The sequence below is a fragment of the Agromyces sp. NPDC057679 genome (assembly GCF_042799635.1).
Classification (GTDB): Bacteria; Actinomycetota; Actinomycetes; order Actinomycetales; family Microbacteriaceae; genus Agromyces.
Window position 1 is genome coordinate 214580 of sequence record NZ_JBHVIK010000001.1, and the last position, 21438, is coordinate 236017.

A 21438-nucleotide genomic window follows, 5' to 3' on the forward strand; every position below is an offset into this window, starting at 1 on the left:
CGTCTGTGGAGGAGCTGACGTCAGGCGACGACGAAGGACTGCTCGGCCAGCTCGACCCGACTGCCGCGCGGCACGAGGTAGCGTCGCCCCGGCTCGCAGCGGAGCGCCCCGTCGTCGGGCCGCCGCACGACGGTGCCGTTGCCGGAGAAGCGGTCGGCGACCCACAGCACACCGTCGTGCTCGCCGAACTCGAGGTGGGTCTTCGAGACCGAGAGGGTGCGATCGGCGATCTGCACGAGATGGTCGAACTCCTCGCCGGGCTGCGGCAGCGGCCGACGCCCGATGAGGCCGGTGCCGAAGACCGTCAGCGTCTCACCGGTGCTGAACCGCAGCGTGAACCGCGGTGCGGCGGGCTGTTCGGCGGCCGGCGGCGCGGCCTGCTCGGCCGGCGCGGCTGCGCCGGCATCGGGGATCGGCACGGCGGCGGCGAACCCCTCGACGGGCACGCTGATCACGCCGCTGTTGCGCTGGGAGGTGCGGATCCGGTCGACGACCGTCGTGTCGCCGGGCCGCGGGTCGGCGCGCCGCCGCGACTCGGGCGTCGCGCTCGTCGAACTGCCGCATTCGCCGCAGAACATCGCCTCGGCGGGCAGCTCGGCTCCGCAGATCCGACACCTCACGAACGTGCTCCTCTCCGCGTCACAGCGTACCCGCCGAGCGAGCGCAACGAGATCGCGGCCCGGAGCCGGTCGATCGGCCGGCGCGTCTCGCCGAGCCGTCGCAGCAGCTCGTCGACCGTGGCCCAGACCCGTCGATCGTCGCCGTCGTCGGGCCCGTCGGGGGCGAACACCGCCCGGTCGACCACCGAGGCGAGCACGAGCGGGCCCAGCCCTCCGACCATCGCCGCCTGCTCGGCGCGCGTCGCGTTCGGCACGATCGTGTAGCCGTAATCGCTCGCGGAGTCGGCGAACTCGCGCCAGCCGCCCTCGATGCGTTCGACGGCGGTGTCGGCGCGACGGCGCAGGCGACGCCGCCGCAGCTTCGCGACCATCACGGCGAGGAACGGGCTGAGGATCGCGGCGAGGCCGAGGAGCACCACCCCGGAGACCTCGAGCACCGCGAGCAGCGCCTCGAGCCAGCCGGCCGCGCCGTCGGACGGGTCGTCGGCGGTGGCATCCGGCTTCTTCGCGTCGTCGTCGACGGGCGTGAACTCCGCGGGCGGCGGGAGCGCGGACTGCGGGCGCGAGACGCTCTGCGGCTGATCGGGCTCCTTGTCGGGGATGGGGCGGAGCGGCGGGTTCGGGTCGATGGCGACCCACTCCCCGTCGGAGGTCTGCACCTCGATCCACGCCTGGCGGTCCTGGCTCCGGAAGCGCACGACGTCGGCCTCGACGTCGTACTCGGTGCCCGGCTGGCGGAGATACCCGACGACCACCCGTGCCGGGAACCCGATCCGGCGCACCATGAGCGCGGCGGCGACCGCGTACTGCTCGCCGTCGCCGACCATCGGCCGCTCCGCGGCGAGCTCGGCGATCCGGTCGAGCGCGTGCCCCGAACGGCTCCGCTCACCGTCGAGGCCGTGACTGACGTAGCCGTCGCGATGGAAGCCCTCGATGACGGCGGCGAGTCGCTGGCCCTCGGCGTCGGCGGGCGGCGCCCACTCGTCGAGGAGGTCCTCGAGCTCATCGGGCAGCTCGGGCATCGGCGGCAGGATGCTCGTGCCCGGGCGCAGCACCGAGACGTCGCGCGGCGGCGGCGGCACCATCGACACCGCGGTGTACCGGTCGCCGTCCCGGAGCCCTTGCTGGACCGCGGCCGTGCCGGTCACATCGTTGTAGAAGAACCCCTCGGCGAGCTCATCGCTGCGGGGACCGGCGAAGTCGATGCGTTCGAGCCGCCCGATGCCCGGCACCCAGACGTCGTCGTAGCCCAGGATCGAGACGTCGATCCGCTCGGCCTCGCCGTAGTCCTCGGGCTGGTCGAGCCGGTAGGGCACCCGGCTGAACCGGCCCGAGAGGCCGTTGCCGTCGTCGCCGCCCACGGTGTAGACGATGCCGTCGTAGGTGTCGAGCACCGCGATCCTGAGGCCTGCCCGGGCGGGGAGGCCGTGCACCTCGAGCATCGGCTCCTCGGCGACCTCCTCCCCGAAGGCGGTGCGGAACCCGGCGAGCGGGCTGTCGTGCTGCCGGGGCTCGAAGGGCGGCTGCAGTTCGGAGCGCACCACGGTGCGCGCCGGCAGCGGCAGCACGACGGCGGCCGCGGTCGCCCCCACGAGGGCGACCGCGATGAGGGCGGATGCCCCGACCACGCGCCGCGCATCGGCGAGCGTGGCCTCGACGGGCCGGCCGCTCGGGATGCGCCGTCGCTGCGCGATCCTGATCCGGGCGAGCCACGCGACGGCGGTCACGAAGAATGCGAGTCCTGCCTCGAGGGCGAAGGTCGCGTGCACGACGCCGAGCGCGATGCCGGCGAGGAGGAGCGCCGCGGGCGGCAGCACCGCGAAGGCCGGCCGACGAGACCGCAGCGCGATGGTCACGGCGCTCGTCGACGCGACGAGGCCGAGGAGGAAGGGCGGCACGAGGAGGGCCTGGTACGAGCCGACCGGGACGGCGATCGTGACGAGCTGCTTCCAGGAGAGCGCCGCCCCGGCCACGAGTTCGGCGAGGCCCTCGGGTGTGGGCAGCAGTCCGAACAGCGCACGATCGGGCACGGCGACGGCGACGCCGAGCACGAGGTACGCGGCGACGACCGCGAGCACGACCACCCACGCGGGGGCGCGGAATCGGGCCCCCGCCACGCCGATCGCCGCGCCGGCGACGATCGCGGCGCCCGCCGCGGTGAAGAACGCGGGGCTCTCGTACGTCGGCCACCAGGGGATCATCGCGGCGACGAGCATGGCGACGACGAGTGCGACGCTGAGCGCGGTCGACCATCCCCGCCCGGCGGCGGTGGCGCTCCCCTCGCGGGCCGTCATGCGACCGACGCCGATCTCGCGAGCATCGCACGGAGGTCCTCGAGGTAGCCGATGCCGAACACCGTGAGACCGGCGACGGCGCGGGCGGTCGGTTCGCCCTCGGGCGAGCACCGCACGGCGACGACGTCGACCCCGGCGGGCACCCGGCTCGCGGCGGAGCGCAACGGGCCCGTGCCCCGCGCCGTCCCGGTGACGAGCACGGCGAGCGAGAGCCCGTGGAGCGATTCGGCGGCGGCCCGGGCCACGTCGGGCAGCAGCGCGACGCGCTCCTCGCGTTCCACGACGCAGAGCGCGTCGACGAGCCGGTCGCGCGACACCGTCGGGAGTTCGCGCATCGAGCCGACGCGCCCGGACTGCCGACCGGAGACGACGAAGGAGACGCTGCGCGCGTCGCGGATCGCACGCGCACCCACCGATGCCGCGGCGCCCACCGCCAGCTCGAACTCCGCATCGCTCGCATACGCCCCGGGCTCGAGGTCGAGCACGATCATCAGCCGGCTGCGCCGGGACTCCTCGAACTGGCGCACCATGAAGGTGCCGGTCTTCGCCGAGCTCTTCCAGTGGATGTAGCGCCGGTCGTCGCCGGGGACGTACTCGCGCAGTGCGTGGAACGCGATGTCGCTCGACGTGAGGTCGCGGGTCGGCGAGCCCTCGAGATCGCGGATGAACCCGCTGCTGAGCGCTGCGATGGGGACGGTGCGGGGGTGCACCTTCAGCTCGGCGGTCTCGGACCAGACGATCTCCCGGCGCATCAGGCCGATCGGGTCGGCGCGCACCGTGCGGGCGGGGCCGATCGGGACGATGCCGCGACGATCGGTCGGGATGCGGAACTGCACCTCGTACTCGCCGCCCCGGGCCAGACCCGGCAGCACCCGTTCGACGACCGCGCCGCCGACGGGCAGCTCGAGCTGCACGCCGCCGAACCGTCGCCGGCCGGGGTTCACCGCGACGAGGCGCGCCTCCGCGTGCTCGCCGACGACGACCCTGGGGGTCGGCACGACGAGCCGCACCTGGCCCGCACCGCGCCCGACGAGCCAGAGGGCGGCGGCCGCGATCAGCACGAGGAGCGCCCAACCGAGCGCGACCACCTCGAGCAGGCCGAATCCGTAGCCGACGACGAGCGCGACGACGCCCGCGGCGAGCACGCACCAGCCGAGGGGGGTCACGACGCCCTGCACCGCCCGTGCCGACTCGGCGACGAACGCGGCGGCGGCCGCGGCCGCGCGCACCGCACGCCCGATGACGACCGCGAGCACCCCCTCCTTGCGGGCCTCCTCGGGGATCGTCGTGCGCGTCGGGCTGAGGGTCACATCGCCTGCCTCGTCGAAGGCGGCGGCGTCTCGATCAGCACCTGGGCGATCATGTTGGAGGCGGTGACGCCGTCGAACTCGGCCTCGGGATCGAGGATGAGCCGGTGCGCGAGGACGGGCTCGGCGAGCGCCTTGACGTCGTCGGGCACCACGTAGTGCCGCCCGCGGCCGGCCGCGTGGGTCTTCGCCGTGCGGATGAGGGCGAGTGCGCCGCGCACGCTCACGCCGAGGCGCACCTCGCGCGCGGTGCGGGTTGCGTCGACGAGCCTCGACACGTAGTCGTGGATGGTGGGGTCGACGAAGACCGTGCGGGCCAGCGCGGCGAGCTCGATCACCTCGGCGGCATCGACCTGCGGCTCGACGCGGTGGTCGTGGGCGCGCTGGTCGGCCCCCTCGAGGATCCGGATGGTGGAGGCGTGATCGGGATAGCCGATCGAGGTGCGCATGAGGAACCGGTCGAGCTGCGCCTCGGGCAGCCGGTAGGTGCCCGCCTGCTCGACCGGGTTCTGGGTCGCGATCACCATGAAGGGATGCCCGACCGGGTGCGACTGCCCGTCGACGGTGACCTGCCCCTCCTCCATCACCTCGAGCAGCGCCGACTGGGTCTTCGGGCTCGCACGGTTGATCTCGTCGGCGAGCACGACGTTCGCGAACACCGGCCCCGCGTGGAACTCGAACAGTCCGGAGCGCTGGTCGTAGACGGTCACGCCGGTGATGTCGCCGGGCAGGATGTCGGGGGTGAACTGCACCCGGTTGCTCGACCCCGAGACCGACTGCGCCATCGCGCGCGCGAGCGAGGTCTTGCCGGTGCCCGGCACGTCGTCGAGGAGGAGGTGCCCCTCGCTGAGCAGCGCGGTGAACGCGAGCCGCACGACCCGGTTCTTGCCGAGCAGCACCTCCTCGACCGCGCCGACGAGGCGGTCGAGGGTCGCGGCGAACCGCGCGGCATCATCTGCGGACATCGTCATGACGGCTCCTTACTCGTCGCCACGTACCGGGCTGTGACACCGGCGACCTCAACATCCAACCAGACCCGGTCGCCCGGGCTGACGCCCGCGATCTGGCAGCTCGTGGGGGTCTGCGCCCGGCGACCGCGTTCGCCGTCGATGCCGCAGCTGAACGTCGCGGGCAGGCCCGAGTTGTCGGGCGGGCTCGTCCACGACCAGCTGGTGCCGCGGTCGTCCCAGAGCCGGCTCGGCAGCGCGAAGGTGAGCGACGGCGATCCGCCCGAGGGCAGCACCTGGGACCATGCACCGCAGCTGCCCCACACGCTGCAGCCGCGTACCTGGAACCGGCCGGTCTCGCCGAAGTCGAATCGCCCGTTGAGCAGGTCGCGCAGCCAGCCGGAACCGCGGAACTCGCGCATCGACCCGGGCATCTGGACGCCGTTCTCGTCGACGGCGACGATCTCGAGGCGCGGCGCATCCACGTCGACGCCGTCGATGTAGCGGTCCCAGGTCTCGGCGCCGTTCCACGCCATCCGGCTGTCGACGCGGTCGACGTCGCCGGGCGCGGGCCGCACGACGGTGCCGGCGACCGCGGTGTGCGCGCATCCCGCCCGGTTGTAGCCCCAGACGACGAAGGAGTAGCGGGCCGATTCGGTCGCCGTCCCGGTGAAGCGGACGCTGGACGTGTCGGGGCCGACGCCGATCGTCTCGGCGACCGTGCCGCCCGTCGAGGGCGGCACCACCGTGCCGGGTGCCGGGGCGGTCACCGAGCAGGCCTGCGACCCGCCGGGCACGGCGGTCTCGCCGGCGACGAGCCGTTGCACGAAGTAGCCGGCGATCGCGTCGCCGTTGCCCGAGAACGGCGCCCACGTCACGGTGACGGTGCCGGCCGCGGCATCCCCCGCCACATCGATCGCGCCGGCGATCGGCGCGCCGAACGGGGTGCCCGCCGTCGTCGCCTCCGTCCACGTCGCGAGCGCCGGGTACGCCTGGTTGCGGGCGCTGACCGCGACCGGCACCCGACTGCCGTTGGGGATCGACTGCGAGTCGACGCTGCAGAGCGACGCGGTGCACGCGGACGACGCGGAGACCTCGGCCGCGACGCCGGCGACGGTCACGACGTACGACCCGACGGCGCTGCCCGACCCGGCGGAGACGGGACTCCACTCGACCCGGAGGCGCCCGTCGCGCGGGAGCGCTCGAAGCCCGTCCGCGGGCGGGGGGACGACGTCCGACCAGACCGACCCCGGCACCGTCACCGGATCCGAGAGCCCGATCCCGTTGCGCGCCCGGACCTCGACGATCACCGCGTTGGCCTGACCGTTGCCCGGCGTCGGGATCGTGCAGCTCGTCGTCTCGCACACGGTCGTCCTGAGCACGTCGCGCGACGTCGGATCGATCTGGACGAGCTCGTAGCCCGTGATCGGCGAGTTGTTGAACGCACCGGCGCCGAAGGCGATGTCGAGGGTGCCGTCGCCGAACCCGGTGAGCAGCGGCGAGATGACGGGCTCGGGGCGGTCCTGCACCGACACCGTCACCGCGGCCCAGGCCCGGCGCGACGGCTCCCCCGTGGCATCCTCGACCTGGTAACGGACCGTCGTGTTGATCGGCGCCGCCGACTCGGAGACGTCGACCGTGAGCGTCGAGCGGTCCCCGCTGGGCGAGATCGCGACGCCTCTCGGAAGGTCGCCCAGCTCGACGTCGACGACGCGGAGCGGCACGTCGGGGAAGGGGTTGGTCGCCTCGTCGTTCGCCAGCACGTCGATCGACGTGGTCCGTCCCCGGGCGGCGATCGCGGTGTCGTCGGCCGGGCGGGCCACGGGTTTCGTCGACGGCACCACCCGCAGGACGATCCGGCCGCCGCTCCCCTCGCCCGCGTCGTCCGAGACGCCGATCGAGACGAAGGACTCGGTGCCGAGCTCGGTCTCGGCGCGTGCGGTGATCGTGAGGTCGGCGTCGTCGAGCTCGACGTCGAAGCCCTCGGCCGCCGGCGGCAGCACCTCGTAGGCGAGCTCGTCGGGCTCGGACGAGCTCGCCTGCTGCGTGAGCAGCCCCAGGTCGATCGTCTTCCGCTCGCCCGGCTCGAAGTCGATCACGCCGCCGGTGAACGCCGGGGGCTCGTCCTCGTTCGAACGCACCTCGATCGGGATGACGACCGTGCCGGTGCGTCCGTCGGGATCCTCGGCCGACTCCCCGTCGGTCGCCGTGAACGAGATCGAGGCCGGCCCGACGTAACCGGGCTCGCTCCGGAACCGGAGGGTGTCGCGGTCGACGACGAGCGGGGAGCCGTCGCTGTGGGAGGCGAGCACGCTGGCCTCGTCGGTGATGCGCACCGGGCGCCCCGACGCGGCGATGACGAAGTCGTCCAGCTCGAGCTCGACGGCCTCGCCGCTGCGCACCTCGACGTCGGGCGCGTCGGCGCGGAGCTGCGGCAGCGCGTCGTCGCGACCCGGCACCCACACGAACGCGTACGCGGTGATCTTCGGGTCCTCGGGGTGCGAGACCACGAACGGGATGATGCGCCGGCGGTCCTCGACCGTGACGCGGATCGAGCCGTCGGGAAGCACCTCGGCGCCGCGTCGGTAGCCGTCGACGAGGTCGATGCCGAGCGCGCGCTCGTCGCCGTCGGCGAGGAAGACCCCGCGCAGCACCGGGACCACCACCGTCTCCACGCCGACGATGTCGGTCAGCGTGAGCACGGTGTCGGATGCCTCGGGGCGGGCGAGCGGCGCATCGTCGCTCGCGATGACCGTGACGAAGTTCGACGAGCTGCCGAGCGTGTCGTTCGCGATCGTGTAGGCGAACCCGAACTCGCCCTCCGCCGCGGGCACGTCGATTTCGATCCGGTCGCCGACGACGCGTGCAGCTCCCTCCTCCGTCGGATCGACGCCGACGATCCTGAGGGCGCCGCCCGCGGGGTCGAAGTCGTTGTCGAGCACCGGCACCGTGATCGTGCGGTCGGGCCGCACGGTGATGACGTCCGCGACGGCGACGGGCGCCGCTGGGCGCTCGTTGCGCGGCGCGATGCCGACGCGCACCGTGCCCTCGGCCCGTGCGCCCAGCGCATCGATGACGGCGTAGGCGAAGGTGTCGGTGCCCGCCGAGTAGTCGGACGCACGATAGTCGAGCCAGTCGGGACCGGTCGCCTCCACCGTGCCGAGCTCGGTGTTCGACTGCTGGCCGAGCAGCTGCACCGAGTCGCCGTCGGCGTCGATGCCGCCGAGCGGGATCCGGATGCGCACGGTCGCGCCGGCGATCACCCGGGCGTCGACCGCCTCGGGCACGGGCACGACGTTCGTCTCGGGATCGGCCTTGCGCACCGTGATCGTCACCGCGGCGTTCGCGAACTGGCCCCGCTCGTCCTCGACCCGGTAGGTTGCCGTGTACGTGCCGGGCGCCTCGGGGGCGAAGTAGCGCAGCCGGTCGCCCGAGGCGAACAGCAGCCCGTCGTCGGGCTTCGAGGCGAGCTCGGGCGCGAGCAGCAGCGGGATGCCGTCGGGGTGCTCGTCGTTCTCGAGCACCGGGATGTCGATGACGTCGCCGGTGCGCACCGAGGCGGTGTCGTCGGCGGCGACCGGCGGCTGCGCGAGCGCCGGCTCGGGCATCTGCACGAGCGTGACCTCGCCCTCCGCCTCCGCGAGGCCGTTGCTCACGCGGTAGGCGAAGCTCGTCGAGCCCGACTCGAGCGGGGCCGTGAGCGTCACCCGCAGCAGCCGGTGCTCGATGACCTCGATCTGCACGCCCGCCTGATCGCGGGCGGCGTCGGTGATGACGAGCACGCCGCCCGTCGGGTCGATGTCGGTGGCGAGCACGTCGACGTCGGCCGGGTCGCCGACGCGGAGGAAGGCCGTGTGCGGCACGGTGATCGGGGTCGGGTCGCGATCGGGCGGCGGCTGCACGTCGACCCGCACGACGCCGGTCACCGGAGCCCCGCCGTCGCTCACCGTGTACTCGAGGTGGTGGGTGCCCACCGCGGTGCTCGAGAAGCGGAACGTGCCGCCGTCGTAGTCGGGGGTGATCTCGACGTCGGGCTTCGCCGGGACGGCCGTCAGCGCGACCGGCCCGGTGCCGCCGTGGACGTGGCGGAGCGGGTCGATCCGGATCTCCTCGCCCGCGGTCGCCAGGGCGATGAACGGCTCAGCGACGATCGGCACCTCGCCGGCAGGATGCACCGTGACCTCGAGCGTGCCGCCCGCCGCCGCGCGGCCGTCGGAGACCGTCAGCCCGACGACCCGCTCGCCCGTCGAGCTCGCGCCCTCGTGGAACACGACGTTCCCCTCCGCGGACCACGAGACCTGGTCGCGCGCGTCGGCCGACGCCTCGGCGAGGAAGAGCGGGTCGCCGTCGGGATCGACCCAGTCGCCGAGCACGGGGGTGGCGAGACGGCCGTCAGCGGCGACGTCGGCATGGATGCGTCGGCGCTGCTCGGGCGCCGCGTTCTCGTCGCTGCTGCGCACCGTCACCTCGACCTCGGCCGTGGCGCTGCCGCCGTGCCCGTCGCCGATCCGGTAGGCGAACCGCAGCACCCCGGTCGCCTCCTCGGAGAGGGTGAGCTGGAGCTGCTGGTTCTCGGAGACGAGGTCGAGGCCGGCCCACTCGGGCAGCCGCTCCTCGGGCTGCTCGATCATCAGCACGTCGCCGTTCGCGTCGTAGTCGTTGAGCAGCACCGGCAGCAGCGTCGAGCGCCCGGGGCGGGCGCCGAAGACGTCGTCCTCCGCGACAGGGTCGGCGCTGCGTTTCTCGATCGTCGGCCGGTCCTCGGGATCGTTGCGCTCGAGCTGCTGGTCGTCGCGCTCGACGTCCAGCAGATCGTCCCAGTTGTCGATGCGCTGGTACTCCCGACTCGCGGCCCAGGTGCGACCGTTGCCGCGATCGTTGAGCACGAGCGCAGTGCCGTTCGCGAGGTAGCCGAGGTCGTCGCCGGTGGCGCCCTCGACAGGGAACAGCTCTCCCGGCGCCCCGTCGCACGATCGCCATGCGCCGTTTCCGGACCAGGCGGCGTGGACGCAGCCGTTCAGCACCACGGGAGGAACGGGCCGGCCCGAGCGATCGGCGATCGCGCGGCGCACCGCTCCGGTGTCGGGGTCGACGGCGAGGAGCGACTGCCGCGTGGAGACCCAGATCTCACCGGCGGTCGACGAGGGGGCCTGCAGCCGGACCTGCCCCCCGGACTCGATCTCGCGGGAGAGGTCGATCTGCCGGCCGTCGAGCTCGAGCACACCGGTGTCGACGTCGAGCACCGCCCAGCGACCGCCGACGGAGGTGATCTGCACGTCGTGATCGGTCGCCCGCTCGATGCGCCACTCGGACGACACCGTCGCACTGCCTGCGGCGTCGACCGCCACCACCTCGCCGGTCGAAGGGGTGACCGCGAACATCAGGCCCGCGGGGTCGACCGAGATCACCGCGTCGGCGCCGAAGTTCAGCGTCGGGTCGTCACCCGCCTCGAACTCGTCGAACTGGGCGAGCGGAGTGCGCCACACGTCGCCGTCGGCGGCGAGCACCACGTAGGAGCCGGCGAGCGCGAGCGTCGTGACCTCGGGCGGCACGGCGACCGGCTGGGTCAGCTCGCTGGTCGCCGCATCGACGATGCCGACGCTCGAACGATCGGAGTCCAGGACGAGCACCGTCGATCCCCGTTGCACGATCGTCGCGCCGCCGCCGGTCTCGACGACCGAGTTGAGCTCGAGCGCCGCCGTGCTCGCACGGCCGACCGCTTGGACGTTCTCGTTCGCCACCCACACCGCGCCGTCGCCGAGATCGACTCGTTGCGAGGCGTAGCCGCCGCTCGTGACCGCGATCGCGCCCACGACGCCGACCACCGCGGCCACCGCGACGCCGGTGAGGACCGCCGAGCGATGACGACGCGGGATCGCGAGCCGCATCAGCCGACGCCTTCGACCTCGACGCAGCGCTCGGCGCTCGGCGCTCCCGACTTGCCGTCGCGCGTGACCGTCACGCTCGCGCAGACGCGGTCGCGCTCCCCCGCGTCGATCGAGTAGCTGGTCTCCCGCTGCATCGGCGAGGCATCCCCGTCGACCCTGACGATGTAGGCGTCACCCGGCTGGAGACCCGGATCGGCCCATTCGAAGGTGACCTGGGCGCCGACGGCGCTGCCACGGACGTCGGTGACGACGGGGATGGATCGCGTGTTCTGGATGACGGCCACGACGCCGGCGCCGACCAGTCCGAGCAGGAGCACCGCCACGATCGAGATGCCCCAGGCGAGCCGTCCGGCGGTCGGCGGAGCGCTGCGTCCGCGCGAACCGGTCGTCTCGGTCGCCCCGTTCCGCGACGACGGCGCGGGCCGCTGCGCGGCGCGCCGGCGGCGTCGCACGACGTCGGAGGTCGGGCGCGCCGGACTCACCCGGGTGCGCTCGTCGAGGTCGACGGCCGTGGCGAGGGCCCAGTCGTCCATCGCCACCTCGATCGGCGTCTGCGGGAGCCCGAGCTCCTCTTCGACCGCCTGGAGGTCGCGGATGAACTCGAGCGCTCCGCTCTGCCTGGCCTTCGGCTGCTTCGACATCGCTCGGGCGAGCACCGCCTCGAGGCTCGCGGGCACGTCGACCCGCCCCGTGGGCGGCAGCTTGCCCTTGGAGATACGGGTGATGAGGGCCTGCGCCTGGTTGTCGCCGCCGATCACCTCGAAGGGGCTGCGGCCCGCCAGCAGCGAGTACACGGTCGCGCCGAGCGACCACACCTCGCTCGCCACCGTGCCGGAGATCTCGTCGCGGAGCACTTCGGGCGCCGACCACGGGATGGAGAGCCCGACGGGGTCGGCGGTCTCGGCCTGACCGAGCGTGGCCGCGATGCCGAAGTCCGAGAGCACCGGGTGCCCGTAGGCCGTGGTCAGGATGTTCGAGGGCTTGATGTCGCGGTGCAGCACGCCCGAGCGGTGGGCGGTCTCGACGGCGCTCGCGATGCGCACCCCGATCGACAGCACCTCGCCGAGCGGGAGTTGGACGGCGCGATAGCGCTGGCCGATCGAGGCGGAGCAGTACTCCATGACGAGGTACGGCCGCCCGTCGGCGGCGACGCTCGCCTGGTACACGGTGAGGATCGAGGGGTGCGAGCTCAGCTGCGCCATGAGGTTGGCCTCGGCCTGGAACATCTGACGCAGGTCGTCGTTCACGACGCCCGCGAGCAGGACTTTCACCGCGACGAGGCGGCGCGGCATGTTCTGCTCGTAGAGGAACACGTCGGCGAAGCCGCCGGACCCGAGCACCCTGATGAACTCGAATCCGGGAAGCGTCGGCGGCGTGGAAGGGAGACGTCGGGTCACGATCCTCCCTGTTCTCCTCGGGTCGTCATCGGCGGGTTCGGTGGAGACGGGGGCCCGGTGCCCACCATTGTAGGCTTCCGCCGCCGTCCGCCATCAGGCGCGCGACCCGATTCCGCCGGTCAGGCCCTCGCCGACTCCCCGCCCTCGCCGTCGAGTTCGGGGTCGCCGCCCGCCTCGGGGCGCACGACCTTCAGCACGTCGACCACGATGACGGTCACGTTGTCGCGCCCGCCGTTGCCGAGCGCGGCGTCGACGAGTTGCGCCGCGGCCTTCTCGGCGTTGGGGTTGGCGAGGAGGAAGTGACGGATGCCGTACGAGGTCAGCTCCTTGGTGAGCCCGTCCGAGCAGATCAGCAACCGCATGCCGGACTCGACGGCGATCGCCCGGTAGTCGGGGATCGGCGCCTCGTGGAAGCCGACCGCCCGCGTGATCACGTTCGAGTGCGGGTGGGTGTCGGCCTCTTCGCGGGTGATCTGGCCCGCGTCGACGAGCTCCTGCACGATCGAGTGGTCGACGGTGAGCTGTTCGAGCACCCCGCCGACGAGCCGGTACACCCGGGAGTCGCCGATGTTGAACACGATCCAGGCCGGTTCGTCCGAGATGGTGCCGAGCGCGGCGCCCGTGACGGTGGTGCCGCTGCCCTCGTCGGTGACGCCGGCCCCGCGACCCATGTCCTGCACGGCGTGGTGCAGCGATGCGTCGATCTCGGGGGTGCCGATCGCCGGCTTGCCGCCGTGCTCGGCGAGCCGGGTGACGACCGCGGCGCTGGCGAAGTCGCCGGCGGCATGACCGCCCATCCCGTCGGCGACGGCGAACACGGGTGCCTGGGCGACGTAGCTGTCCTCGTTGACCTCGCGGCGCAGCCCGGTGTCGGTGATCGCGGCCCAGGCGAGGGTGATCTCGGTGCCGTCGGGCAGGATGACCCGATGGCGGGCGTTGCCGTTGCCTATCTGCGTCACGTGTTCGGCCTGCTGTCTGCTCTGAGCGTCGGATCGACTCCCGGGGGTCGGAGGATCTCGATGATCGTATCGTCTCCGAGGTCGAGCCTCATGCCCGGAACGACGACGATCGATTCGCCGGCACGCAGTCGTCGGGTGCCGTTCGGGCCGACCACCGTGGTGCCGTTCGTCGAGCGCAGGTCGCTCGCGACGAGGCGTTCGCCCTCGACCCGCAGCTCGAGGTGGGTGGAGGACACGACCCGCCCCGGCGAGTCGACCCGCACGAGCTGCGGGACGGGGCCCTCGGACGCGGCGATGCGCGGTGCGGCGGGCCTGCGTCCGACGAAGATCTGGCCGGCCGGAGTGAACGGCGCACCTCCCGCGATGCGCACGCTCGGGATCGCGTGCGCCGCGTCTCCGAGGGCGACGACCGTGCTCGGCCCGCTCGGCGGGCCTGCCGACGAGGCGACCCCGGCGGTCAGCACGGTATCGACCTCGGCGGCCGGATGCCTCGCATGGGCTGTTTCGGCCTCGCGCGCGAGCCGCTCGTCGTGGGCCTCGTCGGTGCGGCGCCATTCGATCGCGGATGCCCGGAGGCTCGCGCGGGCGTGCGCGACGACCGCACCGCCGCCGAGCGGCGCCAGCGGCGCGAGGGCGGCAGTGAGGCGGATCCCGGACACCTCGCGGAACTCCGCGAGATGCCACGGCCGGATGCCGCGCGCGTCGAAACGGCGACTCCCCCCGGGCGAGTCGAGGTCGACGACCGCGTCGCCCCGCGCGACCGCGGTCACCGACCCGGGGTCGCCGCCGCCCCACCACACGAGGGCGAAGGAGCCGCCCGGGTCGTCGAGCGGCGCCGGGATGAGCGAGACGAGCCGCTCGAGACTCGGTCGCGGGTCGCCGGCGGCCTCGGCGAGCGCGGCGAGCACGCGCGGATCGGCGGGCGCGGCGAGGATCGCGATGAAGCGTTCGCCGACGATCGAATCCCACGCCGGGGCGCCGGCGGTCGCGAGACTCGTGACCGACCCGAGGAGCATGTCGTTCAGTCTGGCACTGCAGGGTCCTCGCCAGCGAGCCCGATTTGAGCAGCGAACGGGAGCAGATTGCATGGAATCCGTCGTGAAGCGTGCGGAATTCAACGGAATCACTTGCCAGAGGCATCCTTCACTGTCACAATCGAGGGCATGACGAACGCAAGTCGTTCCAACGGGCATCGGCCGGTGCAGCTCGATGAGGTCTCCAAGGCGATCATCGAGCAGCTGCAGGCCGACGGCCGACGCTCCTATGCCGACATCGGCAAGGCGGTCGGCCTCTCCGAGGCTGCCGTCAGGCAGCGAGTGCAGCGCCTGACCGAGTCGGGCGTGATGCAGATCGTCGCGGTGACCGATCCGATGCAGCTCGGGTTCACCCGCCAGGCGATGATCGGCATCCGGGCGTCCGGCGACACCCGGGTCCTCGCGGAGCAGCTGTCCGAGATCCCCGAGATCGACTACGTCGTGCTCACCGCGGGCAGCTTCGACCTGCTCGCCGAGGTCGTGTGCGAGAACGACGAGGAGCTCATCTCCCTGCTCAACTCGCGCATCCGGAACCTCGACGGCGTGAACTCGACGGAGACGTTCGTCTACCTCAAGCTCCAGAAGCAGTTCTACAACTGGGGCACTCGCTAAGAAGGGAAGATCATGACCGACACGGTCTACGACAACGCCGCACTGCAGCAGAAGGCGAAGGACCATCTCTGGATGCACTTCGCCCGGCAGTCCACGATGGAGACCTCGGGCGTGCCGATCATCACCAAGGGCGAGGGCCACCGCGTCTTCGACATCAACGGCAAGAGCTACATCGACGGCCTCGCCGGCCTCTTCGTGGTCAACGCCGGTCACGGCCGCAAGCGCCTCGCACAGGCGGGCGCGAAGCAGGCCGAGGAGCTCGCCTTCTTCCCGATCTGGTCCTACGCGCACCCGAAGGCGATCGAACTGGCCGACCGCCTCGCCGACTACGCGCCCGGCGACCTCAACCACGTGTTCTTCTCGACCGGCGGCGGCGAGGCCGTCGAGACCGCCTACAAGCTGGCGAAGAACTACTGGAAGCTCATGGGCAAGCCGAGCAAGTACAAGGTGATCTCGCGCGCCCTCGCGTACCACGGCACCCCCCAGGGCGCCCTCGCCGTCACGGGCCTGCCGATCAAGGCCCCGTTCGAGCCGATCACCCCCGGCGGCCTGCGCGTTCCGAACACGAACTTCTACCGTGCCGCCGACATGGGCGCCCCCACCGGCAGCGAAGAGGAGTTCGGCATCTGGGCGGCGAACCGCATCGAGGAGCAGATCCTCATGGAGGACCCCGACACCGTCGCGGCCGTCTTCCTCGAGCCGGTGCAGAACTCGGGCGGCTGCTTCCCGCCGCCCCCCGGCTACTTCCAGCGCGTGCGCGAGATCTGCGACAAGTACGACGTGCTGCTCGTCTCCGACGAGGTCATCTGCGCGTTCGGCCGCATCGGCCACATGTTCGCGTGCGACGAGTACGGCTACGTGCCCGACATGATCACCTGCGCGAAGGCGATGACCTCGGGCTACGCCCCGATGGGTGCGACCATCATCAACGAGCGCATCTACGAGCCGTTCTCGAAGGGCGACACGACCTTCTACCACGGCTACACGTGGGCCGGTCACCCGGTGTCGGCCGCCGTCGCGCTCGAGAACCTCGACATCTTCGAGGAGGAGAACCTCCTCCAGCACGTGCGCGACAACTCGCCGCTGTTCCGCGCCGAGCTGGAGAAGCTCAGCGACCTGCCGATCGTCGGCGACGTGCGCGGCGCCGGCTACTTCTTCGCGGTCGAGCTCGTGAAGGACAAGGCGACCCGCGAGACCTTCAACGAGGACGAGTCGGAGCGACTGCTCCGCGGCTTCCTCTCGACGGCGCTGTTCGACGCGGGCCTGTACTGCCGCGCCGACGACCGCGGCGACCCCGTGATCCAGCTCTCGCCGCCGCTCACGATCGGCGTGCCCGAGTTCCAGGAGATCGAGCAGATCCTGCGGAGCGTGCTCACCGAGGCGTCGAACCGCCTCTGACCGCGCACGGCCACCAGGGGGTGGCGTCGGGCTCGCCCGGCGCCGCCCCCTGCTGCGTCCCACGCACCGCCTCACCCCGCACCGTGCTCCCGAGGCCTCGAGAATGCCCATTCGGGGAGCGCTCCGCTGCCGAGGTGCCGGTCGAGCAGCGTCGCCATCGTGTGCTCGGGGTCGAGTTCGAGCGCGGCGTCGAGGAGCGCGCCCGCGGCCGACCCGCGCCCGAGCGCCCACATCAGCCAGGCCATCATGCAGAGCGGCCCCGGACGGTGCGGATCGGGAGCGTCGGCGATCACCCGTCGGAGGACGTCGATCGCGCGCTCGATGCGCGCGCGTTCGGGGCGCAGCGAGGTCTGCCCCATGAGGAGCCGGGCGAGCAGCTCCGAGACCGCCTCCTCGGACTCGGCCGCGAGCTCGCCCAGCACGAGCTCCTCGACGGTCATCCCCCGCGACTCCGCCCGTTCGAGGCTCGCCGCAGCGTCCTCGTGCGCGGCCGCGCCGACCAGCGGGCCGAACGCGAACTGGAGCATCATCCCGTCGCGGAACGCCGGTCGCGCGGCCAGGTGCAGGAACCACGCAGCCGTCCGTGCAGGAACCGACCCCGGCTCGAGCAGGTGCTCGACGAGCTCGACCGGATCGAGGTCGTCGCCGAGCCGGGTGAACTCCGCGCCGCTCGGATCGGCCGCCCCGAGACGGTCGAGTGCCCGCGCGACCGCAGCGGCGCGCCGCGGATCGCGCTCGGGGACGAGGGCGTACGCGACGGGGTCGTGCCGGCGGTCGTCGGCGCGAGGCGCGGGCCGCGACGCGTCGATCAGCGCGAGCGGATGCCCCGTCGCGGGGAGCGCGGGGTCGAGATACGAACCCCAGCCGTCGTTCGCGACGCAGAGCCCGTCGCGCACGACGAAGCCCGCCTCGGTCGCGCGCGCCGCGAGGAGTTCGACGAGTCGGCGCTCGGGAGCCTCGCCGCGATCGGCGAACCCGGCCTCGGTGTAGACGACGGGGACCACTCCGTCGACGCCCGGCATCCGGCAGAGGGTGGCGACGACGACCGCGACGAGCGCGCTGCGGTCGCGTGAGCGGCGAGGGAGGTCGTGTCGGAGCACCCCGACGGTTCGGCTGCCCTCGAACGCCACGCAGACGAGCGAGCGTACCGGCTCGAAGCCCGCGAGGCTCGGCACGAAGGCGAGGAACTCGTGCGCCGATCCGGCGCGGATGATGGTGGTCATGCCCCGACGATGCCGCGCGCAGCAGGCGGCGCGGGCCGCCGCCCGAACGGGCGACGAGGTCCGCCCACAGGCCGCGGCTGTGGAGGAGCAGTCACCTGGTGGGGCCGGCGCCCCACTCGACTCCTCCTCCACACCGGGGCCTTCGCGGGCGGCGTCGCCATGTCCGATTCTCGCGAGATCGTGTCGGAGGCCGAGGTTACGCTCGAAGCATGACCAACGTGTTCCTCATCCGTCTCGACAGCCCCATCGGCCGCATCGAGGTCGTCGCCGACGACGACGCCGTGACCGGTCTCTCGATCGAACGCGACGGCGTCCTCCCCCACGACGACTCCCCCGAGCGCTCCAACGCCGTGCTCGACCGCGCGCGCGTCGAACTCGACGAGTACTTCAGCGGTGCCCGCACCGACTTCGATCTCCCCGTCCGCCTCGAGGGCACCGAGTTCCAGCAGGCCGTCTGGGCCGAACTCCGCCGACTCGGCTGGGGCGAAGCCGTGTCGTACGGATCGCTCGCCGCGGCGGTCGGTCGCCCGGGTTCGGCCCGCGCGATCGGCGGCGCCGTCGGCGCGAACCCGATTCCGATCATCGTCGGCTGCCACCGCGTGCTCGCCTCCGACGGCCGGATCACCGGGTATTCGGGCGGAGAGGGCATCCCCACGAAGCTCTGGCTCCTGGGGCACGAGCGCATCGGCTTCGCCGCGTGAGCGTGATCCCCCGGCCCGATGTGGTCGTCGGTGACGACGGAGTCGTGCGCTGCGCCTGGGGCGCGGCCGATCCCGAGTACCGTCGCTATCACGACGAGGAGTGGGGCACCCCGCAGCACGACCCGCAGCGGCTCTTCGAGAAGGTGTGCCTCGAGGGCTTCCAGGCCGGGCTCTCCTGGATCACGATCCTCCGCCGGCGGCCCGCGTTCCGCGAGGTCTTCCACGGGTTCGACCCGCAGCTCGTCGCCGCGATGACCGATGACGACGTCGAGCGACTCCTCGGCGATGCGCGGATCATCCGGCACCGCGGCAAGATCCGCGCGACGATCACGAACGCGCGCGCCGCACTCGAGCTCGAGCAGCCGCTCGACGAGCTGCTCTGGGGCTTCGCCCCTCCGCCGCGCCCGCACGCGCCGAGCTCGTTCGCCGAGGTGCCGGCGACCACGCCCGAGTCGAGCGCGATGAGCCGCGAGCTGCGTCGCCGCGGGTTCGCCTTCGTCGGTCCGACCACCATGTACGCGCTCATGCAGGCGGCCGGAATGGTCGACGACCACGTCGCCGGTTGCTTCCGGGCGAAGGAGTCCCGCAGCGTCTGATGCGCGCCCGAGGCGCGGAGCACCCCGGAGATCCTTGACACCTTCGAATCGCGCAGGCTACGTTGTGCCTACTTCGGGGGGTAGGCAACGACGCACGACCCACGACCCGAGGGCGCGCGCCGACCAGGCGCGCGGAGATCGCTCATTTCAGAAGGAGCACACTGCATGCGCATCACGAGAACACTCGCGCTCGCCGCCACCGCGGCAGCCGCGCTCGCCGTCGGCACGGTAATCCCGGCCGCCGGCGCAACCCCGCTCGATGACTCCGACGTTCCCTCCTACCAGGAGTTCGCGGCATCGACGTACCGAGACGTCGACGGCGCCTACATCGTCAACGGTGACGAGCTGATCTCGGGCAAGAGCGAGCTGCGGTCGTACTACGACCGGCTCGTCGGGCCTGAGACGCCGACCGACGGTCTCATCGTCAACACGGTCAACGGCGCCGACGACAAGTGGTCGGCCTCGCAGGTGGGCAACCTCACCTACTGCGTGAGCACGAAGTTCGGCACACGTCACGCCGACGTCGTGAGCGCGATGGCGAGCGGCGCTGCCCTCTGGGAGTCCGCCTCGTCGAAGATCAACTTCGTGCACGTGAGCAGCGCCGACGGTCAGTGCACCACGCGCAACAAGTCCGTCCTGTTCTCGGTCGAGCCGGTGCAGACCTCGCAGTACATCGCGCGCGCGTTCTTCCCGAGCTCGCCCGACCGTCAGCAGAACGTGCTCATCGACGACTCGATCTGGAGCTCGGGCTCGTGGACCCCGACCAACATCCTCGGCCACGAACTCGGGCACACCCTCGGCTTCCGGCACGAGCACACGCGCCCCGAATCGGGCACCTGCTTCGAGGACAACAACTGGCGTCCGCTGACGCCGTACGACTCGGCGTCGATCATGCACTACCCGCAGTGCAACGGCTCGTCCGATGACCTGTCGATGACGAACGCCGACCGCTCGGGCGTCGTCGCACTCTACGGCGGCTGAGCCACCGCTCACGTCACACCCTTTTCAGGGCCCGCTGGGTCCGGTCGTGTTCGACCGGACCCAGCGGTGCGTCTGCCGTCGCGAGGCCGGCATCGAGCATCACGCGGTGCGGCACCGCAGCCGTCGAGTCGTCAGCGCGGCGACTCAGGCGACGAGTTCCACCTCGCGCGGCGACGCTGTGCCGCGCTCCTCGCCGAGGTGCATCGAGAAGCCCGCAGCATGCGCCCAGTCGAGCAGCTCGTCGAGGGTGTCGAGCTCGGGCCGCGCCTCGAGCACGGCCCGGGTGAAGCGCCCCTTCGCCTGCTTGTTGAAGTGGTTCAGCGCGCGCTTGCGGCCGCCGGCGTCGACCGAGACGACGCGCACGTAGACGCTCCCGGGGCGCACCGGCGCCGGGCCGAGCTCGGCGTAGCCCTCGGATCGGAGGTCGATGAGGAGACCGGGTTCGCGGCCCAGCACCTCGGCGATCGGTGCACGCCAGTGCGCCTTCAACCGCAGTCCGGGCAGCTTCGAGTCGTGCGAGAGGCGGTACGCCGGCACGGGGTCGAGCGCACCGACGAGCCCGAGGAGCGCGGAGTGCACGACGACGGTGCGACCCGCGAACTCGCGTGCGGCCTCGTCGAGCGACGGGGCGTCGAGGGCGTCGAAGAGCACCCCGGTGTAGCGGTCGATCGCCGCCATGGTCGGAGCACCCGGAAGTTCGCGATTGCGGTCGACCTCGGCGGCCTGTCGAGGCCCGAGCTTCAGTGCCCGCATCATCGCGTCGCCGTCGACCGACAGCTCGTCCAGCGCCGCGAGCGTCTGCTCACGGGCGGAGGAGAGCGTGGGGAACGACAGCGCGGTGAGCGCCAGGGGCGCGTCAGTGCCGCCGTCGCGCTTCGTCTCGGACGGCGGGAGGAGGATCCGCACTACGAGCCGATGAAGGCGAGCGCGGCATCGACGTTCGTGCCGAGCGTCTCGATGCTGTCGATCGTGACGCGCGGCAGCGCCGACGAGGGGCCGGTCCAGGCGGCGTACCCCTCGAGGCTCTGTTCGACGGCGCGCCAGGTGGTCTCCTCGAGGTGCGGCAGCCTGCGCTCGCGCTTCTCGAGGCGGGCGCGGTGCAGCTCCTCGTCGGAGCAGACGACCTCGATGACCCGCAGGCGCACGTCGGCCCGCTCGGCGAGATCCCGCCACTGCAGGCGGGCGGCCTCAGCGGCGTTCACCGCGTCGACGATCACCGTGCGGCCCGAGTCGAGCTCCTTCTCGGCGATCTCCTCGGCGACGAGGTAGGCCGCGAGCCCCGTGGGCTGGTCGGCGTCGATCCCGGCGCGCAGAATCGCCGATTCGATCGGGTCGACCGACACGACCGTGGCGCCGAGGCGGGCGCCGACGATCTGGGCGATCGTCGACTTTCCCGCACCCGGCAGCCCGGCCATGACGATGAGTTGGGTGACGCTCAGGTCACCGAACTGGCGGTCGAACGGCTGCTCCCCCTGCATCCG

16 protein-coding genes are annotated in these 21438 nt (G+C 72.3%); 5 read left to right on the plus strand and 11 right to left on the minus strand.

The window, feature by feature from the left end; genetic code table 11:
* Positions 1-20 precede the first annotated feature (20 nt).
* From ACFVAJ_RS01015 to ACFVAJ_RS01050, 8 genes are all read right to left on the minus strand, one after another.
* The gene (locus tag ACFVAJ_RS01015) at positions 21-620 is read right to left on the minus strand and encodes a hypothetical protein (RefSeq protein ID WP_376940943.1); all 600 of its coding nucleotides are present in this window, start codon (positions 618-620) and stop codon (positions 21-23) included.
* Entirely contained in the window at positions 617-2914 is a 2298-nt protein-coding gene (locus ACFVAJ_RS01020; RefSeq protein ID WP_376940944.1) for a transglutaminaseTgpA domain-containing protein, read from the minus strand. Before ACFVAJ_RS01020 ends, ACFVAJ_RS01015 begins: the two co-directional genes overlap by 4 nt.
* Entirely contained in the window at positions 2911-4224 is a 1314-nt protein-coding gene (locus tag ACFVAJ_RS01025; RefSeq protein WP_376940945.1) for a DUF58 domain-containing protein, read from the minus strand. The genes ACFVAJ_RS01020 and ACFVAJ_RS01025 overlap by 4 nt, the downstream gene beginning before the upstream one ends.
* Positions 4221-5192 carry an AAA family ATPase gene (locus tag ACFVAJ_RS01030; protein ID WP_376940946.1) on the minus strand — a complete coding sequence of 324 codons (972 nt, stop codon included), beginning with the start codon at positions 5190-5192 and terminating at the stop codon, positions 4221-4223. The genes ACFVAJ_RS01025 and ACFVAJ_RS01030 overlap by 4 nt, the downstream gene beginning before the upstream one ends.
* Positions 5189-11056, minus strand: a complete 5868-nt coding sequence (locus tag ACFVAJ_RS01035) for an Ig-like domain-containing protein (protein ID WP_376940947.1) — start codon at positions 11054-11056, stop codon at positions 5189-5191. The genes ACFVAJ_RS01030 and ACFVAJ_RS01035 overlap by 4 nt, the downstream gene beginning before the upstream one ends.
* Positions 11056-12453 (minus strand): serine/threonine-protein kinase, encoded by a 1398-nt coding sequence (locus ACFVAJ_RS01040; protein WP_376940948.1) that lies wholly within the window; start codon positions 12451-12453, stop codon positions 11056-11058. Before ACFVAJ_RS01040 ends, ACFVAJ_RS01035 begins: the two co-directional genes overlap by 1 nt.
* Before the next feature lie 119 nt (positions 12454-12572).
* Entirely contained in the window at positions 12573-13412 is an 840-nt protein-coding gene (locus tag ACFVAJ_RS01045) for a PP2C family protein-serine/threonine phosphatase (RefSeq protein ID WP_376940949.1), read from the minus strand.
* Positions 13409-14428 carry an FHA domain-containing protein gene (locus tag ACFVAJ_RS01050; protein WP_376940950.1) on the minus strand — a complete coding sequence of 340 codons (1020 nt, stop codon included), beginning with the start codon at positions 14426-14428 and terminating at the stop codon, positions 13409-13411. Before ACFVAJ_RS01050 ends, ACFVAJ_RS01045 begins: the two co-directional genes overlap by 4 nt.
* A 147-nt stretch (positions 14429-14575) precedes the next feature.
* Here ACFVAJ_RS01050 and ACFVAJ_RS01055 point away from each other — a divergent pair, with 147 nt between their 5' ends.
* Positions 14576-15058, plus strand: coding sequence for an Lrp/AsnC family transcriptional regulator (locus ACFVAJ_RS01055; protein ID WP_157422563.1), 483 nt, complete (start codon positions 14576-14578; stop codon positions 15056-15058).
* A gap of 12 nt (positions 15059-15070) precedes the next feature.
* A complete protein-coding gene (locus ACFVAJ_RS01060) occupies positions 15071-16456 on the plus strand; it encodes an aspartate aminotransferase family protein (protein ID WP_376940951.1) in 1386 nt (461 codons plus the stop codon).
* Between the two features lie 71 nt (positions 16457-16527).
* On the opposite strand, the gene ACFVAJ_RS01065 is transcribed toward ACFVAJ_RS01060, so the two are convergent.
* Positions 16528-17679: a DUF4192 family protein gene (locus ACFVAJ_RS01065; protein WP_376940952.1), complete on the minus strand. Its 1152-nt coding sequence runs from the start codon at positions 17677-17679 to the stop codon at positions 16528-16530.
* A gap of 209 nt (positions 17680-17888) precedes the next feature.
* Here ACFVAJ_RS01065 and ACFVAJ_RS01070 point away from each other — a divergent pair, with 209 nt between their 5' ends.
* The 3 genes from ACFVAJ_RS01070 (at position 17889) to ACFVAJ_RS01080 (ending at position 19957) form a co-directional block, all read left to right on the plus strand.
* Positions 17889-18380, plus strand: a complete 492-nt coding sequence (locus tag ACFVAJ_RS01070) for a methylated-DNA--[protein]-cysteine S-methyltransferase (RefSeq protein ID WP_376940953.1) — start codon at positions 17889-17891, stop codon at positions 18378-18380.
* A 5-nt stretch (positions 18381-18385) separates the two neighbouring features.
* Positions 18386-18976: a DNA-3-methyladenine glycosylase I gene (locus ACFVAJ_RS01075; RefSeq protein ID WP_376942446.1), complete on the plus strand. Its 591-nt coding sequence runs from the start codon at positions 18386-18388 to the stop codon at positions 18974-18976.
* A 165-nt stretch (positions 18977-19141) separates the two neighbouring features.
* Complete coding sequence (locus ACFVAJ_RS01080; protein WP_376940954.1) at positions 19142-19957, plus strand: M57 family metalloprotease; 816 nt, start codon at positions 19142-19144, stop codon at positions 19955-19957.
* Positions 19958-20101: 144 nt separating this feature from the next.
* Here the strand turns inward: ACFVAJ_RS01080 and ACFVAJ_RS01085 are convergent, their stop codons facing one another.
* Together ACFVAJ_RS01085 and ACFVAJ_RS01090 are read right to left on the minus strand one after the other, a co-directional pair.
* Positions 20102-20863 (minus strand): YaaA family protein, encoded by a 762-nt coding sequence (locus ACFVAJ_RS01085; protein ID WP_376940955.1) that lies wholly within the window; start codon positions 20861-20863, stop codon positions 20102-20104.
* Entirely contained in the window at positions 20863-21435 is a 573-nt protein-coding gene (locus tag ACFVAJ_RS01090) for an AAA family ATPase (RefSeq protein WP_376940956.1), read from the minus strand. Before ACFVAJ_RS01090 ends, ACFVAJ_RS01085 begins: the two co-directional genes overlap by 1 nt.
* Positions 21436-21438: the final 3 nt, after the last annotated feature.

Excerpts from the sequence above, each read along its gene's own strand:
- ACFVAJ_RS01020 (WP_376940944.1), bottom strand. The coding sequence starts at position 2,914 with ATGACGGCCCGCGAGGGGAGCGCCACCGCCGCCGGGCGGGGATGGTCG.
- ACFVAJ_RS01030 (WP_376940946.1), bottom strand. The coding sequence starts at position 5,192 with ATGACGATGTCCGCAGATGATGCCGCGCGGTTCGCCGCGACCCTCGAC.
- ACFVAJ_RS01035 (WP_376940947.1), bottom strand. The coding sequence starts at position 11,056 with ATGCGGCTCGCGATCCCGCGTCGTCATCGCTCGGCGGTCCTCACCGGC.
- ACFVAJ_RS01065 (WP_376940952.1), bottom strand. The coding sequence starts at position 17,679 with ATGACCACCATCATCCGCGCCGGATCGGCGCACGAGTTCCTCGCCTTC.
- ACFVAJ_RS01050 (WP_376940950.1), bottom strand. The coding sequence starts at position 14,428 with ATGCTCCTCGGGTCGGTCACGAGTCTCGCGACCGCCGGCGCCCCGGCG.
- ACFVAJ_RS01070 (WP_376940953.1), top strand. The coding sequence starts at position 17,889 with ATGACCAACGTGTTCCTCATCCGTCTCGACAGCCCCATCGGCCGCATC.
- ACFVAJ_RS01055 (WP_157422563.1), top strand. The coding sequence starts at position 14,576 with ATGACGAACGCAAGTCGTTCCAACGGGCATCGGCCGGTGCAGCTCGAT.
- ACFVAJ_RS01080 (WP_376940954.1), top strand. The coding sequence starts at position 19,142 with ATGCGCATCACGAGAACACTCGCGCTCGCCGCCACCGCGGCAGCCGCG.
- ACFVAJ_RS01090 (WP_376940956.1), bottom strand. The coding sequence starts at position 21,435 with ATGCAGGGGGAGCAGCCGTTCGACCGCCAGTTCGGTGACCTGAGCGTC.
- ACFVAJ_RS01060 (WP_376940951.1), top strand. The coding sequence starts at position 15,071 with ATGACCGACACGGTCTACGACAACGCCGCACTGCAGCAGAAGGCGAAG.